Below are 14204 nucleotides of genomic sequence, written 5' to 3'. Positions count from 1 at the left end.
TCCATGAGCGAGATGGCTACGAATGACGGCACCGAAGCGACGACGACGATCACCTACGCCTGGCGCGGCGAGTTCGAGAGCGCCGATGTGGAAGCCCTGCACGGCGAGGGCTTCGGCCACGATCCGGTGGACTACGACTGGTTCGGCCAGGTGAGCCGGCACAGCCTCGGCTGGGTCTGCGCGTACCGGGAGGCTCAGCTGGTCGGCTTCGTCAACGTCGCCTGGGACGGGGCCGGACACGCGTTCATCCTCGACACCGTGGTCGCCGAGTCGGAGCAGCGCCGCGGCGTGGGCGCCCGGCTGGTGGCGCTCGCGGCCCAGCACGCCCGGGATGCCAAGTGCGAGTGGCTGCACGTCGACTTCGAGCCGCACCTGCGCGAGTTCTACCTGGACGGCTGCGGGTTCACCGCCACCGACGCGGGTCTGCTGTTCCTCAAGTCCGGGTCCGTCAAGCAACCCGCCTGATCCGGCGCAGGATCTGCCACCGCGGACTGTATCTGACCTCGACGACGTCGCCGACGCCGAGCGCCTTGTAGGCGTCGCGCTTGACCGTATAGGTGGCCGCCTCCTCGCCGCCGCCGTCCACGCTGCAGCAGTAGAGCGTCGCGTCGTCGTCGAGGTCGTCGCTCTGCGTCCACTTCTTGACGACCTGGCCGCGGTAGACGACCCGGCGCGGGTGTGGCAGACGCTTGACATAGGCGGGCAGCCAGAACAGCGCGGTGGACAACACGAACAGCGCCGCCGGTGCGACGGCGATGGCGGTGCCGCGCGCGTCGTCGTACTTGGCCGTTCCCACCAGTGCGATCGGGACCGAGATCATCGCGGTCCCGAAGAACGACACGGCCAGTTTCGCCGGCCGGCCGCGCGCGGGCCGGGTGAGCGGCCCGATCCAGACCACCCGCCAGGTCCCGGTGAACGAGGACCAGGCCCGGTTCGCCGGCAGCGGCCGGCCGTCCTTCTCCACCAGGACGGCCGGCGAGGCGGCCGGGCGCGGAGCGATGCTCGAAGGCTGCGACCTCTCCTGCGTACGGGCCCAGCTCGCGATCCGCTTGCCGTAATCGGTCGGGCGCGCAGAGGTCAGGATCGAGGCCACGACGAGCCCGAAGGCGAAGGCGAGGACCGCCGTGCCCTCCGCCCCGCCCGCTCGGCTGCGGCCGTCCGCCAGCGCGCCGAGTCCGGCGCCGACGGCCGTGGCGAGCAGGGTCAGCGGGTATCGCAGGGCCCGATGAACCCGGCGATGCGTGAGCCCGGCGGCCACCGCCTCGGCGGCGAGCGCGTCGGTGAACCGGCGCATCCACTTCTGCCGGTCTTCGGCCTCGAAGTCGGTGATGACCGAGAGCGGCACCGTCGGCATCGCCCGGCTGCACGCGCGCACCCGTTCGAGCACCAGCGCCTCCGAACGCGGCAGCGCCTGCGCCCCCGGCGCCGGCAGCAGCCGGGCGGTGGAAGTGGCCGCGTCACCAGGGGTGATCTCCAGCCAGCCGCGCTCGGCCAGGGAGGCGAGGGTGCGCTGGAAAGCCAGTCGCCCTCGATCGAAGTGGCCTGACATGTATACCGCCAGCCCGGGCGGAAGGCCGTCCGCTCCGGGCATGTCCTGCGGACCCGCCATGCCCCCTCACGATAGGGCCTCGCGCGCTCGTGCGCAGTGGTGCTAGAGCGCTGTTCCCACGTAGTTCAACGCGAGTTCGGCGGCGGCGTATGGGGAGGCTGAGATCCGGTCGAGCTGTGAGATCTGCAGGCGCGTGTCGAAGGGATTCTGCTCGGGCGCGGTGTGCAGCGTGGTGGTCATGAAGTAAGAGAACTGCTCTGCTCGCCACACCCGCTCCAGGCAGTGCCGGGAGTAGTCATCCAGGCCGGCGCTCGCGCCGGTGCGCTGCCACTGCTCGAAGGCCCGTGCCAGGACGGTGACGTCCGCGGCCGCGAGGTTGAGCCCCTTGGCGCCGGTGGGCGGGACGATGTGGGCGGCGTCGCCGGCGAGGAAGATCCGTCCCCAGCGCATCGGCTCGGTGACGCTGCTGCGCAGCGGCAGCACGGCGCGCTGCGTGATCGGGCCGCGCGCGAGCTTCCAGTCGCCGTCGACCGCGAAGCGCGCGTCGAGCTCGTCCCAGATCCGCTCGTCGCTCCAGACGTGCGGGTCGGTGCCGTTGGGCACCTGCAGATAGAGCCGGCTGACGGTGTGCGAACGCATACTCAGCAAGGCGAAACCGCGCGGCGAGTGGGCATAGACGAGTTCGTCGTTGGACGGAGCGACATCGGCGAGGATGCCGAACCACGAGTACGGATATACGCGCTCATACGTGGTGAGCTCGTCCGCGGGTATCGCGTTGCGGGTCACGCCGTGGTAGCCGTCGCAGCCGACCACGTAGTCGCAGGACAGCGTCCGCGCGACGCCCTCGTGGGTGTAGTGGATGACCGGCCGGTCGGTGTCCGCGCCGGTGACGGCGGTGGCTTGGGCCTCGAACAGCAGCGGCGCGCCGTCGACGAGCTGCAGGGCTATCAGATCCTTGACGACCTCGGTCTGCGCGTAGACCCACACCCGGCTGCCGCCGGTGAGCTCCGGGAAGTCGATGCGGTGGCGGCGCCGGTTCCAGCTGAGCTCGATGCCGTCGTGCACGATGCTCTCGCGCTCAAGCCGGGCCGCCGCGCCGGTGGCCCGCAACACGTCCACGGTGGACTGTTCGAGCACTCCGGCGCGCTGGCGCTGTTCCACGTAGGCGCGGTCGCGCGCTTCCAGCACGACGCAGTCCACTCCGGCCTGGTGCAGCAGTCGGGCCAGCAGCAGGCCGGCCGGTCCGGCGCCGACGATCCCGACGGTCGTCGTCGCGGGTATGTTCGTGGTCTCACTCATCGGGGCACTGCTCACTGTTCGTCTTGGGCTTCAAGCACTCGCCGCGCGACGGCGAAGGCGGAGTTCGCGGCGGGCACGCCGCAGTAGACGGCGCTCTGCAACAGGACTTCGCCGATCTCATCGGGCGTCAGGCCATTGTTACGCGCGGCACGTACGTGCATCGCGAGCTCGTCCAGGTGGCCGTGCGCGACGAGCGCGGTCAGCGTGATGCAGCTGCGAGTGCGCCGATCGAGGCCGGGCCGGGTCCAGATCTCGCCCCAGGCGTAGCGAGTGATCAGGTCCTGGAACGGCGCGGTGAACGCGGTGGTGTTCGCGACGGCCCGGTCCACGTGCGCGTCGCCCAGGACGGCTCGGCGCACCTTCATGCCGGCCGCGTGGCGGCGGGCGTCGTCAGACGTGGTCGCGGTGACGTGCTCGGCCAGCGCGGCGGCTACTCGCTCGGGCGCTTCGACCGGGGCGAGGTGGCCGACGCCGGCGAGTTCTAGCAGGGTGCTGTTCTTGATGCCGTCGGCCAGTTCCCGGGCGTGCGCGGGCGGCGTGGCCGGGTCGAGCCTGCCCCCGATCACGAGCGTCGGTGCGGCGATCCGGGACAGCTCGCCGGTCAGATCGAGCCCTGCGATGACGTCGCAGCAGCCTGCGTAAGCGAGCGGATCGACCTCGGCGTGCGCGGCGATGAGGTCGCGGGCGATCTCAGAGCCGCGGATCGGGGCGTCGGCCGGGAACCAGCGATCCCGGGCACTGTCGGCGAGTTCGGCCATCGCGTCGCGGCGGCCGGCGCGCACCCTCTCAGCCCGCGCGCGCCAGTTGGCCGGGTCTCCGAAGTGCGCGGAGGAGCACAGCACGGCGAGTGCGTGCACGCGGTCGGGGTGGTGCGCGGCAAGCCAGGTGCCGACGGCGCCGCCGAGCGAGTCCCCGGCGTAGTCGAACCGCTCGATGCCGAGACTGTCGGCGAGCTCGACGACCAACTGGCCGAGGTCCGCGATGCTCGCCGGGATCAGATCCCTGCTGCTGCGGCCGTGTCCGGGCAGATCCCAGCGCACGACGCGCCGGTCGCGGGCGAGCGCGGGCACGACCTGGGCCCAGAGCGCGGTGGTGGTGCCGATCGAAGGGCCGAGCAGCAGCGGAACCGGTGCGTCGGCACCGGCCGAGGCCGGGACGGCCGGACCGTCGAGCACGTGGTGCAGGACGCGGGCTCCGGTGAGCGAATCAGACATCGTTTTCGCCTCTCCTCACAACCGGTCGGACCGGGGTACGGGCCAGGGCGCGATCGGTGAGCTCGGCGGCCACGCCGCGATACCCGGCCGGGTCGGTCAGTTCGTCGAGCCGCTCGGCGGAGAGCGAGCCCGCCTCGATCAGGCTCCTGATCTCCGGGCGCTCGCCGAGCGCCTGGGCGAGCGGGATCTCCCGTTCGCCGGCGGCTCGCGCGGCCTCGGTGAGCGTGGCCCGGTCGAACACGCCGACCAGCCGTTCCGAGACGATCAGGCCCCGGGTCGCCTCCAGGTTCTCCGCCATGCGCTCCGGCCTGGGTTCGAGCGTCTCAGCCAGGTGGGCGGCCAGCGAGGCCGCAGTGCCGACGAGCCGCAACGCCTCGCGCAACGGCAGCCATTCCGCGTGCCACGCGCCGGCCGGGCGTTCGTCTTCGGCGACCATCGAGCCGTACAACACGCCGGCGAGCGCGGGCACCTGCCGCGCCACGGCCGCGATCAAGGCAGCATCGACCGGATTCGCCTTGTGCGGCATGGCCGAAGAGCCGCCCGCGCCGTCCGTCTGGCGCACCTCGGCGATTTCGGTCCGGCTCAGCACGAGGACATCCGCCGCGAACTTCCCGAGCGCTCCGGCCGCCAGCGCCAAGGCGCCCCCGAGTTCGGCGATCGGAGTGCGCAGCACGTGCCACGGCAACGTCGGCGTGTCCAAACCGTTCTCTTCGGCGTAGCCTTCGACGAGCTCGAATACAGCGTCAGTGCTCTGTGCCGTAGTCGTGAACGCGGCCAGGGTCCCGGCCGCACCGCCGAGCTGCGCGGGCAGACTCAGGCCACTGAGACGATCGTGTGCGTCCAGTGCGAGGGCGCGCCAGCCGGCAGCCTTGAGCCCGAAAGTCGTGGGCACCGCGTGTTGCGTCAGTGTGCGCCCGGCCATGGGCGTGGCCCGATGCGCGGCGGCCAGCGTGCCGAGCGCGCCGGCGATACGCTCGAGCTCCGCCAAAATCAGGGACCTGACCCGGCTGGCCACCAGCATCGTCGCCGTGTCCATGATGTCCTGGCTGGTCGCGCCGTGGTGCACGGATCCGGCGTACTCGCTGCCGACTGCCCAGCGCAGCTCGCCGACCAGTGGGATGACCGGGTTGCCGCCGGCGCTCCCGGCGAGCGCGATCGCGCGGGAATCGAAGTTCCCGAGGCGCGCGGCGGCGGTGACCGCCACGGCCGCAGCCTCAGGCGCCAAGCCCAGCCGCGCCTGCGCGCGCGTGAGCGCGGCCTCGGCGTCGAGCAGGGCCTGGAGAAAAGCGCCGTCGCCGGTCTCGGCCTCGACCCGCCCGCCCGGACGTCCCGGGGAGAGCAGGCCGAGGTCGAGATCGGACGCGCCGCGCTCAGACGAAGTCAAGGAACACCGTCTCTTGGGCTTCGTCGCCCTGCAGCCGCACGTCGAAGCGGAAGACGCGGTCGGACTCCGGCCGCGCCATGAGCGTGGCCCGGCGCTCCGGACTCAGCCCGGCCAGCAGGGCGTCATCAGCCGCGCCCGGGAAGTAGATCCGGGTGAACAGGTGGTGCAGCAGGCCGCGCGCGAACACGCACACCCCGATGTACGGAGCGTCCGGCGCGGGCGCGAAGGTGCGCAGCGCCCAGTGCCCGTCGCCGTCGGTGCCGACCCGGCCGAACCCGGTGAAGCGCACCCCGTCCCGGCCGAGCAGGCGCCCGTCGGACGTGTCCACCCGCAGCGAGCCAGGCGATCCGGTGCGCGAGCCGTCGGGCGCGGCCTGCCAGAAGTCCATAACGGCGTCCGGGATCGCCAGGCCCTCGCCGTCGTGGACGAAGCCGTGCACGGTGATCGCGTCCGGGTGGCCGGCCGGGGCCACGTCGCCGCCGCCCGGGAACGGCAGGCCGTAGCCGAAGAAGGGGCCGACCGTCTGCGAGGGAGTCGGTTCGAGCAGCTCGCTCATGAGGCCACCTCGCTGGCGCTCGCTAGGCCCACTCGCGTGCGCACTGTGCTTATCGGTTCGCTCGCAAGCTCGCTCATGAGGCCACCTCGCTGGCGCTCGCTAGGCCCACTCGCGTGCGCACTGTGCTTATCGGTTCGCTCGCAAGCTCGCTCATGAGGCCACCTCGCTGGCGCTCGCTAGGCCCACTCGCGTGCGCACTGTGCTTATCGGGTCGCTCGCAAGCTCGCTCACTGGTGGTCCTCCTCGAAGTAGGTGGCGCTCGGGCCGTCGAGCACGAGGTCGAAGCGGAAGCCGAGGGAGAAGTCCGGCACGGACAGGCCGTGGTCGTACACCGCGATCAGCCGCTGCTGCGCGGCCGGGTCGGTGACGGACTGGAAGATCGGGTCGTACCCGAACAGCGGGTCGCCCGGGAAGTACATCTGGGTCACGAGCCGCTGGGTGAACGCGGTGCCGAAGACCGAGAAGTGGATGTGCGCCGGACGCCAGGCGTTGACGTGGTTGCCCCACGGGTACGGCCCGGGCTTGATCGTGGTGAAGCGGTAGTTCCCGTCCGCGTCGGTCAGCGCCCGCCCGGCCCCGGTGAAGTTGGGGTCGAGCGGCGCGGGGTGCTGCTCCTGCCGGTGCACGTACCGGCCGGCCGCGTTGGCCTGCCAGATCTCCACCAGCTGGTTGCGCACCGGCCGCCCGGCCCGGTCGGTGACCCGGCCGGTGACGGTGATCCGCTCGCCCAGCGGCTCCCCGCTGTGCCGGCGGGTCAGGTCCGCGTCGAGCGCGGTGACGTCGCCGTTGCCGAACACGGGCGTGTGCAGCTCCACCGCCTCCGGGTCCTCGACCACGATCAGCCGCTGGCGCGGGTGGCGCAGCCCGCTGCTGCGGTAGGGCGGGTAGTCGCGGGCGGGATGGCCGCCGGGCCGCCGCACGTCGGCGTACGCGGCGATCTGCTCGTCGATCTCCTGCTGAGACGTCATCGTCTGCCTCACACATCCAGAATCGGCGCGGCCGTGGCCGCGCGCAGCTCGGCCGGGCTGACCCCGGGCGCGGTCTCGACCAGGCGCAGCCCGTCCGCGGTGACGTCGAGCACGCCGAGGTCGGTGATGATCCGGTGCACGCAGCGGCGCCCGGTCAGCGGCAGGGTGCACTCCGGCACGATCTTGGAGCCGCCGTCCTTGGCCCGGTGCTCCATCAGCACGATCACCCGGCGGGCGCCGTGGACCAGGTCCATCGCGCCGCCCATGCCCTTGATCATCTTGCCCGGCACGGCCCAGTTGGCCAGGTCGCCGCGGGCCGAGACCTGCATGGCGCCGAGCACGGCGGCGTCCACGTGGCCGCCGCGGATCATGCCGAAGGAGAGCGAGGAGTCGAAGAAGGCCGCGCCCGGGCGGACCGTGACCGTCTCCTTGCCGGCGTTGATCAGGTCCGGGTCGAGCTCCTCCGGGTACGGGTACGGCCCGACGCCGAGGATGCCGTTCTCGGACTGCAGCACCAGGTCCACGTCCGGCGGCAGCTGGTTGGGAATCAGGGTCGGCAGACCGATACCGAGGTTGACATAAGAACCGTCGGTCAGCTCGGCGGCCGCACGCGCGGCCATCTGCTCGCGGGTCCAGGACATCAGAGGGCTGCCTCTCCGGCCTCGCGCACGCTCACCGTGCGCTTCTCGATTCCCTTGTCGGCGGCCTGCTCCGGGCTCAGCGGCAGCACCCGCCGGACGAACACGCCGGGCAGGTGCACGGAGTCCGGCTCGAGCTCGCCCGGCTCGACTAGATGCTCGACCTCTGCGATGGTCGTCCGCCCGGCCATCGCGGCCAGCGGGTTGAAGTTGCGCGAGGCGCGGCGGAAGACGAGGTTGCCGTGCCGGTCGCCCTTCCAGGCGCGCACCAGCGCGTAGTCGGTGCGGATGCCGCGTTCGAGCACGTACTCCACGCCGTCGAACTCGCGCACCTCCTTGGCCGGGGAGGCCACGGCGACCGTGCCGTCGGGCGCGTAGCGCCAGGGCAGTCCGCCCTCGGCCACCTGGGTGCCCACGCCGGCCGGGGTAAAGAAGGCCGGGATGCCGGCGCCGCCGGCCCTTAGCCGCTCGGCCAGCGTGCCCTGCGGGGTCAGCTCGAGTTCGAGCTCGCCGGACAGGTAGCGGCGGGCGAACTCCTTGTTCTCGCCCACGTAGCTGCCGGTGACCCGGGTGATCCGGCCGGCCGCGAGCAGGATGCCGAGGCCGCCGCCGTCCACCCCGCAGTTGTTGGAGACCACGCTGAGCTCGCGCGCGCCCTGCTCGTAGAGCGCGGCGATCAGCACGTTCGGCACCCCGCTGAGCCCGAAGCCGCCGACCGCGAGCGAGGAGCCGTCCCCGATGCCGGCCACGGCCTCGGCCGCGGTGGCCACCGTCTTGTCCATGTTCGTGAGCCCGTTCGTCTGATGAACTAAAATTCACTACTCTGTGGGCCGAGTCTGCTTCGCGCGCCCGCGCTTGTCAACGCCGCGCTGCGGCGAATCCGCGGGCCCGGGCGGTTAGAGTGCGAGAGAGGTCAGGAGTGGAAAGGGTGGGTGTGACGGAGACGACAGCGCGCGGCCCGGAGCCGGCCGAAGCGCCGCTGCCGCACCCCGACGAGAGCGTGGGGCCGCTCGAACGCGGCTTCGCAGTGCTGCGCGTCCTGGCCGACGCGCCCGGCGGGCGGCTGCGCGCCAGCGAGCTGACCCGGGCCACCGGGCTGGCCCGCTCGACCGTGGACCGGGTGGCCGCCACCCTCCTCGAGCTCGACTGCCTGCGCGCCGAGGGCGACGGCCGCGACCTGGTGCTCGCTCCCCCGGCCGCCCGGCTGGGCAACGCTTATCTGCGCGGCAGCGGCCTGCCCGAGGCCCTCGGCCCGCTCGCGCGCGAGCTCGCGGCCCGCCTCGACGAGTCCGTCTCCCTCGCCGTGCCCGACCGGGACGCGGCGCGCTTCATCGTCCAGGTCAAGCGTCGCAGGGCCCTGTCGATCTCGTTCCGGGTCGGCGACGCCCTGCCGGCCGAGCGCTGCGCCCCCGGCGCGCTGTTCGCCCGCGACTGGACCGCGGCCGACTTCGAGGCCTGGCACGCCCGGCTGGCCGCGGATCCGGCCGGCGACGGGTTCCCGGCGCTGCCCCGCCCCGGCCGGGCCGCCGAGCCGGCCGCGATCGGCGCGGTGGCTGCGATCGACGCGGTGGAGGGCGAGTTCCGCGAGCGGGTCGAGCGGGCGCGGCGGGACGGCTGGGTCGCCGACGACCAGCTGATCGAGCAGGGCCTGATCGCCCTCGCGGTCCCGGTCCGCGACCCCGCGGGCGCGCTGGTGTGCGCGCTGAGCGTGGTCAGCCACACCAGCCGGCAGACGGTGGCGTCGCTGGCCGAGTCGGTGCTGCCGGACATGCTGGACTGCGCCGCTCGGATGACCCGGACGCTGGCCGAGCACGGCGTGCCCGCTGACGCGGCTGCCGTCGACGTTGCCGATGCTGCCAACGCCGTCGACGCCGCCGTCGTCGACGCCCCAGCGGAACCGATCGATCCGACCGCCGCCGCGAAGGAGCAGCACGGCCCCGGCTATCTCCAGTCGCTGGCCCGCGGAATCAGTGTGCTGTCGGCGTTGGGCGCGGGCGGCCCGGCCGGGATGACGCTGTCCGAGGCCGCCGCCTCGACCGGCCTGCCCCGGGCCACCGCCCGCCGCGCCCTGCTCACCTCGGCCCGCCAGGGCTACGTCACCACGGACGGCAATCGTTTCAGGGTTCTGCCGCGCATCCTCGAACTCGGATACCCCCGGCTCTCCCAGCTCTCGCTCGGCGAACTCGCGCAGCCGCACCTGGCCGAAGTCGTCGCGGCCGTGCACGAGTCGGCCTCGATGGCCGTGCTCGACGGCGATGACATCCGCTACGTCGCCCGAGCCGCGGCGGGGCGGATCATGAGCGTGGACATCATGATCGGCACCCGCTTCCCCGCCTACGCGACCTCGATGGGCCGCGTGCTGCTGGCCGACCTGCCCGAGCCGGAGCGGTCCCGGCGACTGGCTCGGGCCGAACTCAAAGCCCTGACGAGCCACACCGTCACCGATCCGGCCGCGCTCGCCCGCATGCTCGCGGCCGTCGCCGACGAGGGGTGCGCGCTGGTGGACCAAGAGCTCGAAGAAGGCCTGCGTTCCATCGCCGTCCCCGTGCGCGACCCGGCCGGCCGCGCCGTGGCGGCGGTCAACGTCTCCCTCCACGCCGCCCGCACCAGCGCCGACGAAGCCCGCGCCGACGTCCTGCCCGTGCTCCGCGCGGCCGCGGCCAGGATCAGCGCGGACCTGGAGCTGGTGTCCGGCTGAGGCCCGTCCTCGGCGAGAGCCGGCTCAGATCTTGTGGTGCACCCACACTGCCGGCTCGATGTAGACCGCATAGTCGTGCTCGACGCTGCACTGGACCGGCACGAGCGCCTCCGGCACGACGACCGGCCCGGACTGGTCGAACGGCAGGCCGGTCCAGGTGCGCCACTCGGCCAGGGTGCCGGGGATGACCATCGCGCGCTTGCAGACGCCGACGATTCTGCCGCCGGCGCGGACGTGGACGCGCAGCCACGGGTCCTGCGGCAGTCCGTCGTCGCGGACCAGCGCCGCGTACTCGTCGATGGGAAGGTCCGGGACCAGGTGCTTGCGGTTCGGCCGCACCGGGGCGATGAGATGCTCGAACCCGAGCCGCGCGACGTTGTCCCGCATCGCCGCCAGCAGCTTCGCGGACAGTCCGGTGCCCTGCAGGTTCTTGGGAATCGTGATCTCCAGCGCCGAGACCATGTTCGGCTTCTTACCCACCTGCCGGTCGCGCGCCCCGCGCCAGATCACCCCGTCCCACCCGTCGATCGGCAGGTCGCCGAGCGCCGGATCGCCGTCCCAGGCGAAGGGCACGCAGTACGCGCGGGCGATGGCCTGGTCCGGGTCCGCGGCGTCGTAGGCGATCAGGCCGAACTCCGGGTTCGCCACCCGGTTGTCGCTGTAATACAGCAGGGATATCGGGTCCTCGTTCATGAACGCGGGCCACGGATCAGTGGTCTCCGCATTCGCGAACGAGGATTTCAGGTCGGGCCGCTCGGCAGTGGTCACGATGCGCAGATCCATGCGGCGGATTCTAGGCGGGCCCGCTGCGCACGAGCACGTGGGTTTTTCGTCAGACCGCGCCTCCGTACACCGGCAGCGGGTCGGCGCCGGCGGGGGTCATGCGCCGTCCGGCGGCCTCCGCGAGTGTCAGGATACGAAGTCGGCTCAGCGTGTTGCGGGCGCTCTGGCCGGCCCGGGTGCGCGGGACCATGAGCCGCAGGTTGGGCCCGATCTGCCGCCGGGCCTTGACGAGCGGCCGGTGCGCGGATTCGTACCCGGCGAAGGCCCGCTCGTGCCGGCCTTCGGCCTGGGCCAGCTCTCCGGCGAGGCGGTAGGCGCCGACCATCGCCAGTTCCGCGCCCGCGCCGGCGGCCGGAGACACGCACCACGCGGCATCGCCGACCAGGACGACGCGGCCCTTCGACCAGGACGTCATGTGCACCTGCGCCGCGGCGTCGAAGTAGAACTCCGGGTCGGCCAGCGCGCCGTCCAGCAGACGGCTGATATGCCAGGGCGGCTGCGGTCCGAAGGCTTCGCGCACCAGCCGCTTGTGCGCGGGCACGTCCCGACGGTCGTAGTCCAGCGGCGGCGACCGGAAGGCGAAGTACGTCTTGGCCTGGGCGTGGTTTCCCGAACGGTAGATGCCGGCCATCCGGCTGGGCATGTTGAACATGGTGACGCAGCGGTCCTCACCGAGGGCCGCGTCGGCGTCGGCGAAAGCGAAGTAATGGTCCTTATGCCGGATGAACTCGGACTCCGGCCCGAAGGCCAGACGCCGGACCCGCGAGTGCATGCCGTCGGCTCCCACGACCAGATCGAAGCGGCGGGGCGCGGCGTTCTCGAAGCTCACGTCCACGCCCGCCTCGTCCTGCTCCAACTCCCGGATGCTGTCGCCGTGGAGGATCTCGACGTCGGTCTTCTCACGTAGCAGCGCCACCAGATCCCCGCGCATGACTTCGATCGCGCCGGGATCGTGGATGCGCAGGCGGGCTACGGCGCGGTCGGCGGCGTCGACGAATTTGACGCTGCGCACGTCCGCCGCCTGCGCGGACACCTGGGCCCAGATGCCCATCCGCTGCGCCACCTCCCGGGCATGACCGCGCAGGTCCACGCCGTTGCCGCCGACTCGCGGGGCCGTGGCGCGTTCGACGACGAGGGGCTGGAGTCCGTGGCGGGCGAGCCAGTGCGCCAGGGTCAGGCCGGCGATGCTCGCGCCGGAGATGAGGATCCGGGGCGGGGCGGTCATGGAGGGCTCCTCGCGCTAGAATCAACTGGAATGAAGGTTCCATTTGATTATCTGGAAGGAGCGTTCCATTTGTCAACGCCCGCAGCCGGCGCCCGTGCCGACGCCGTGCGCAACCGCGCCCTCGTCCTGGACGCGGCGGTGTCCTTGCTGGCGACCCCCGGCGCGCCGCTCACCGTCGACGCCGTCGCCAAGAAGGCGGGCGTGGGCGCCGGCACCGTCGTGCGCGCCTTCGGCGGCAAGGACGCCCTCGTCGACGCCGCCGTCTCCCGCCTGCTCGAACCGGTCGTCAGCCGAGCCCGCGACCTGCTCGCCGCGACCACCCCGTACGCCGCGCTGCGCGCGTTCCTCGGCGAGCTGATGGCGTTCCAGGCGTCCTACCACCCCATCGGCGACCACCTCGGCGAGCTGAACCAGCCCGCGACCACCGCCCTGCGCGCCGAACTCGTCGCCGCCACCCACGGCATGATCGAAGGCGCCCGCCGCGACGGCGAGATCCGCACCGATCTCGACGGGGACGCCGTCATGCAGCTCATCGGCGAGACCGCCTTCGCCATCGCCCGCAGCGGGCCGCTCTCCGCCGAGCTCACCCACGCCTATCTCAGTGTCCTGTTCGACGGCCTGCGCCCGCAGGGCTGATCCGGAGACACCGGAGACACTCTCGGCACCCTCGTCACCTTCGCAGACGTACGGCACCCGGGTAGCATGGCCCGACCATGAAACCGCTCGACGGTGTGCTGATCGCCGACTTCAGCCGGGTCCTGGCCGGGCCGTACGCCACCATGCTGCTCGCCGACCTCGGCGCGCAGGTGGTCAAGGTGGAGCGGCCGGGGATCGGTGACGACACCCGCGCCTGGGGGCCGCCCTTCGCCGACTCCACCGCCACCTACTTCCTCGGCGTCAACCGCAACAAGCAGTCCGTCGCGCTCGACTTCACCACCGCCGAGGACGCGGCTCTGGCGCGGGAGCTGGTGCGGCGCGCGGACGTGGTGGTGGAGAACTTCCTGCCCGGCACCATGGACCGCCACGGGCTCGGCTACGAGCAGGTCAGGGAGCTGAATCCGGGCGTCGTCTACTGCTCGATCACCGGCTTCGGCGCGGACGAGGGCGCCGGCCTGCCCGGCTACGACCTGATCGTGCAGGCCGTCGGTGGTCTGATGAGCGTCACCGGCGAGACCGGCGGGAGTGGGACGAAGGTCGGCGTCGCGCTCGTCGACGTCGTCACCGGCCTGCACGCGGCGTTCGGCATCATGGCCGCGCTGCGGCACCGCGAGCAGGGCGGTCCGGGACAGCGGGTCGAGGTCTCGCTGCTGACGTCCCTGCTGTCAGGGCTCTCCAACCACTCGTCCGGCTACCTCGCCGCCGGCGTAGTGCCGCGCGCGCTCGGCAACGCGCACCCGAGCATCGCGCCGTACGAGGTCTACCAGGCGGCCGATCGGCCGATCGTCATCGCCGCCGGGAACGACCGGCAGTTCGAGCGGCTGTGCGCGGCCCTCGGCGCGGCGGAACTGGCCGCCGATCCGCGCTTCGGCGGCAACCGCGAGCGGGTCGCGCACCGGGACGAGCTCGCGGCCGAACTCAACCGGCTGCTCTCCGCCCGCGACGCCGACGCCTGGTTCACGGCGCTGAGCGCGGCCGCCGTCCCCTGCGGACCGATCAACGACCTCGCCGAGGCCTTCGCGCTCGCCGAGCGGCTCGGGCTCGGCGCGGTGGCAGAGGTCGAAGACCCGCGCCGGGACGGTCCGCTGCGCCAGGTCGCGCACCCGATCGCGTTCAGCGAGACGCCGGCAACCTACCGCTCCGCACCACCTCGGCTCGACGAGGACGGCGCGGAGATCCGGCGACTGCTCGCGCACTACGCCCGAACGGCGCAGTCGCACGGCACCGAGTAGG

At 72.4% G+C, this 14204-nt stretch carries 14 protein-coding genes; 4 read left to right on the top strand and 10 right to left on the bottom strand.

Translation table 11 applies throughout. The annotated features are described in order from the left end of the window. Positions 1 to 3 precede the first annotated feature (3 nt). Complete coding sequence (locus ACTRO_RS35560) at positions 4 to 465, top strand: GNAT family N-acetyltransferase (RefSeq protein ID WP_245594589.1); 462 nt, start codon at positions 4 to 6, stop codon at positions 463 to 465. On the opposite strand, the gene ACTRO_RS49210 is transcribed toward ACTRO_RS35560, so the two are convergent. From ACTRO_RS49210 to ACTRO_RS35520, 8 genes are all read right to left on the bottom strand, one after another. Continuing rightward, a complete protein-coding gene (locus tag ACTRO_RS49210) occupies positions 449 to 1609 on the bottom strand; it encodes a DUF2207 domain-containing protein (protein WP_034270290.1) in 1161 nt (386 codons plus the stop codon). The genes ACTRO_RS35560 and ACTRO_RS49210 overlap by 17 nt on opposite strands. A 42-nt stretch (positions 1610 to 1651) precedes the next feature. Further along, on the bottom strand, positions 1652 to 2848 hold the full coding sequence (locus ACTRO_RS35550) for a 4-hydroxybenzoate 3-monooxygenase (protein ID WP_034270287.1): 1197 nt from the start codon (positions 2846 to 2848) through the stop codon (positions 1652 to 1654). An 11-nt stretch (positions 2849 to 2859) separates the two neighbouring features. Then, positions 2860 to 4062 (bottom strand): bifunctional 3-oxoadipate enol-lactonase/4-carboxymuconolactone decarboxylase PcaDC, encoded by a 1203-nt coding sequence (gene pcaDC / locus ACTRO_RS35545; protein ID WP_034270284.1) that lies wholly within the window; start codon positions 4060 to 4062, stop codon positions 2860 to 2862. After that, positions 4055 to 5446, bottom strand: coding sequence for a 3-carboxy-cis,cis-muconate cycloisomerase (gene pcaB / locus ACTRO_RS35540; RefSeq protein ID WP_051451890.1), 1392 nt, complete (start codon positions 5444 to 5446; stop codon positions 4055 to 4057). Before pcaB ends, pcaDC begins: the two co-directional genes overlap by 8 nt. Beyond that, complete coding sequence (gene pcaG, locus ACTRO_RS35535; protein WP_034270282.1) at positions 5433 to 6002, bottom strand: protocatechuate 3,4-dioxygenase subunit alpha; 570 nt, start codon at positions 6000 to 6002, stop codon at positions 5433 to 5435. The genes pcaB and pcaG overlap by 14 nt, the downstream gene beginning before the upstream one ends. A gap of 227 nt (positions 6003 to 6229) precedes the next feature. Further along, positions 6230 to 6970: a protocatechuate 3,4-dioxygenase subunit beta gene (gene pcaH / locus ACTRO_RS35530; protein ID WP_034270279.1), complete on the bottom strand. Its 741-nt coding sequence runs from the start codon at positions 6968 to 6970 to the stop codon at positions 6230 to 6232. Between the two features lie 8 nt (positions 6971 to 6978). Beyond that, complete coding sequence (locus ACTRO_RS35525) at positions 6979 to 7611, bottom strand: CoA transferase subunit B (RefSeq protein ID WP_034270277.1); 633 nt, start codon at positions 7609 to 7611, stop codon at positions 6979 to 6981. Continuing rightward, positions 7611 to 8390, bottom strand: a complete 780-nt coding sequence (locus ACTRO_RS35520) for a CoA transferase subunit A (protein ID WP_034270275.1) — start codon at positions 8388 to 8390, stop codon at positions 7611 to 7613. Before ACTRO_RS35520 ends, ACTRO_RS35525 begins: the two co-directional genes overlap by 1 nt. 152 nt (positions 8391 to 8542) lie before the next feature. On the opposite strand from ACTRO_RS35520, the gene ACTRO_RS35515 reads away from it, so the two are divergent. Further along, positions 8543 to 10306, top strand: a complete 1764-nt coding sequence (locus tag ACTRO_RS35515; RefSeq protein ID WP_084316767.1) for an IclR family transcriptional regulator domain-containing protein — start codon at positions 8543 to 8545, stop codon at positions 10304 to 10306. 24 nt (positions 10307 to 10330) lie between these two features. On the opposite strand, the gene ACTRO_RS35510 is transcribed toward ACTRO_RS35515, so the two are convergent. Beyond that, complete coding sequence (locus tag ACTRO_RS35510; protein WP_034270272.1) at positions 10331 to 11089, bottom strand: protein-tyrosine phosphatase family protein; 759 nt, start codon at positions 11087 to 11089, stop codon at positions 10331 to 10333. Between the two features lie 49 nt (positions 11090 to 11138). Next, positions 11139 to 12314, bottom strand: a complete 1176-nt coding sequence (locus tag ACTRO_RS35505; RefSeq protein ID WP_051451889.1) for an FAD-dependent monooxygenase — start codon at positions 12312 to 12314, stop codon at positions 11139 to 11141. Positions 12315 to 12383: 69 nt separating this feature from the next. Between ACTRO_RS35505 and ACTRO_RS44380 the strand changes: the two genes are divergently transcribed. Further along, positions 12384 to 12950 (top strand): TetR/AcrR family transcriptional regulator, encoded by a 567-nt coding sequence (locus tag ACTRO_RS44380; RefSeq protein ID WP_051451888.1) that lies wholly within the window; start codon positions 12384 to 12386, stop codon positions 12948 to 12950. 77 nt (positions 12951 to 13027) lie between these two features. Continuing rightward, a complete protein-coding gene (locus ACTRO_RS35495) occupies positions 13028 to 14203 on the top strand; it encodes a CaiB/BaiF CoA transferase family protein (RefSeq protein ID WP_051451887.1) in 1176 nt (391 codons plus the stop codon). Position 14204: the final 1 nt, after the last annotated feature.

Source organism: Actinospica robiniae DSM 44927, from assembly GCF_000504285.1.
GTDB lineage: Bacteria > Actinomycetota > Actinomycetes > Streptomycetales > Catenulisporaceae > Actinospica > Actinospica robiniae.
Note: the sequence above shows the minus strand (reverse complement) of the source record. Positions and strands in the feature narration are given on the sequence as shown.

Excerpts from the sequence above, each read along its gene's own strand:
- ACTRO_RS35520 (WP_034270275.1), bottom strand. The coding sequence starts at position 8,390 with ATGGACAAGACGGTGGCCACCGCGGCCGAGGCCGTGGCCGGCATCGGG.
- pcaH (WP_034270279.1), bottom strand. The coding sequence starts at position 6,970 with ATGACGTCTCAGCAGGAGATCGACGAGCAGATCGCCGCGTACGCCGAC.
- ACTRO_RS35550 (WP_034270287.1), bottom strand. The coding sequence starts at position 2,848 with ATGAGTGAGACCACGAACATACCCGCGACGACGACCGTCGGGATCGTC.
- ACTRO_RS35495 (WP_051451887.1), top strand. The coding sequence starts at position 13,028 with ATGAAACCGCTCGACGGTGTGCTGATCGCCGACTTCAGCCGGGTCCTG.
- ACTRO_RS35510 (WP_034270272.1), bottom strand. The coding sequence starts at position 11,089 with ATGGATCTGCGCATCGTGACCACTGCCGAGCGGCCCGACCTGAAATCC.
- ACTRO_RS49210 (WP_034270290.1), bottom strand. The coding sequence starts at position 1,609 with ATGGCGGGTCCGCAGGACATGCCCGGAGCGGACGGCCTTCCGCCCGGG.
- pcaG (WP_034270282.1), bottom strand. The coding sequence starts at position 6,002 with ATGAGCGAGCTGCTCGAACCGACTCCCTCGCAGACGGTCGGCCCCTTC.
- ACTRO_RS35525 (WP_034270277.1), bottom strand. The coding sequence starts at position 7,611 with ATGTCCTGGACCCGCGAGCAGATGGCCGCGCGTGCGGCCGCCGAGCTG.
- ACTRO_RS35560 (WP_245594589.1), top strand. The coding sequence starts at position 4 with ATGAGCGAGATGGCTACGAATGACGGCACCGAAGCGACGACGACGATC.
- pcaDC (WP_034270284.1), bottom strand. The coding sequence starts at position 4,062 with ATGTCTGATTCGCTCACCGGAGCCCGCGTCCTGCACCACGTGCTCGAC.
- ACTRO_RS35505 (WP_051451889.1), bottom strand. The coding sequence starts at position 12,314 with ATGACCGCCCCGCCCCGGATCCTCATCTCCGGCGCGAGCATCGCCGGC.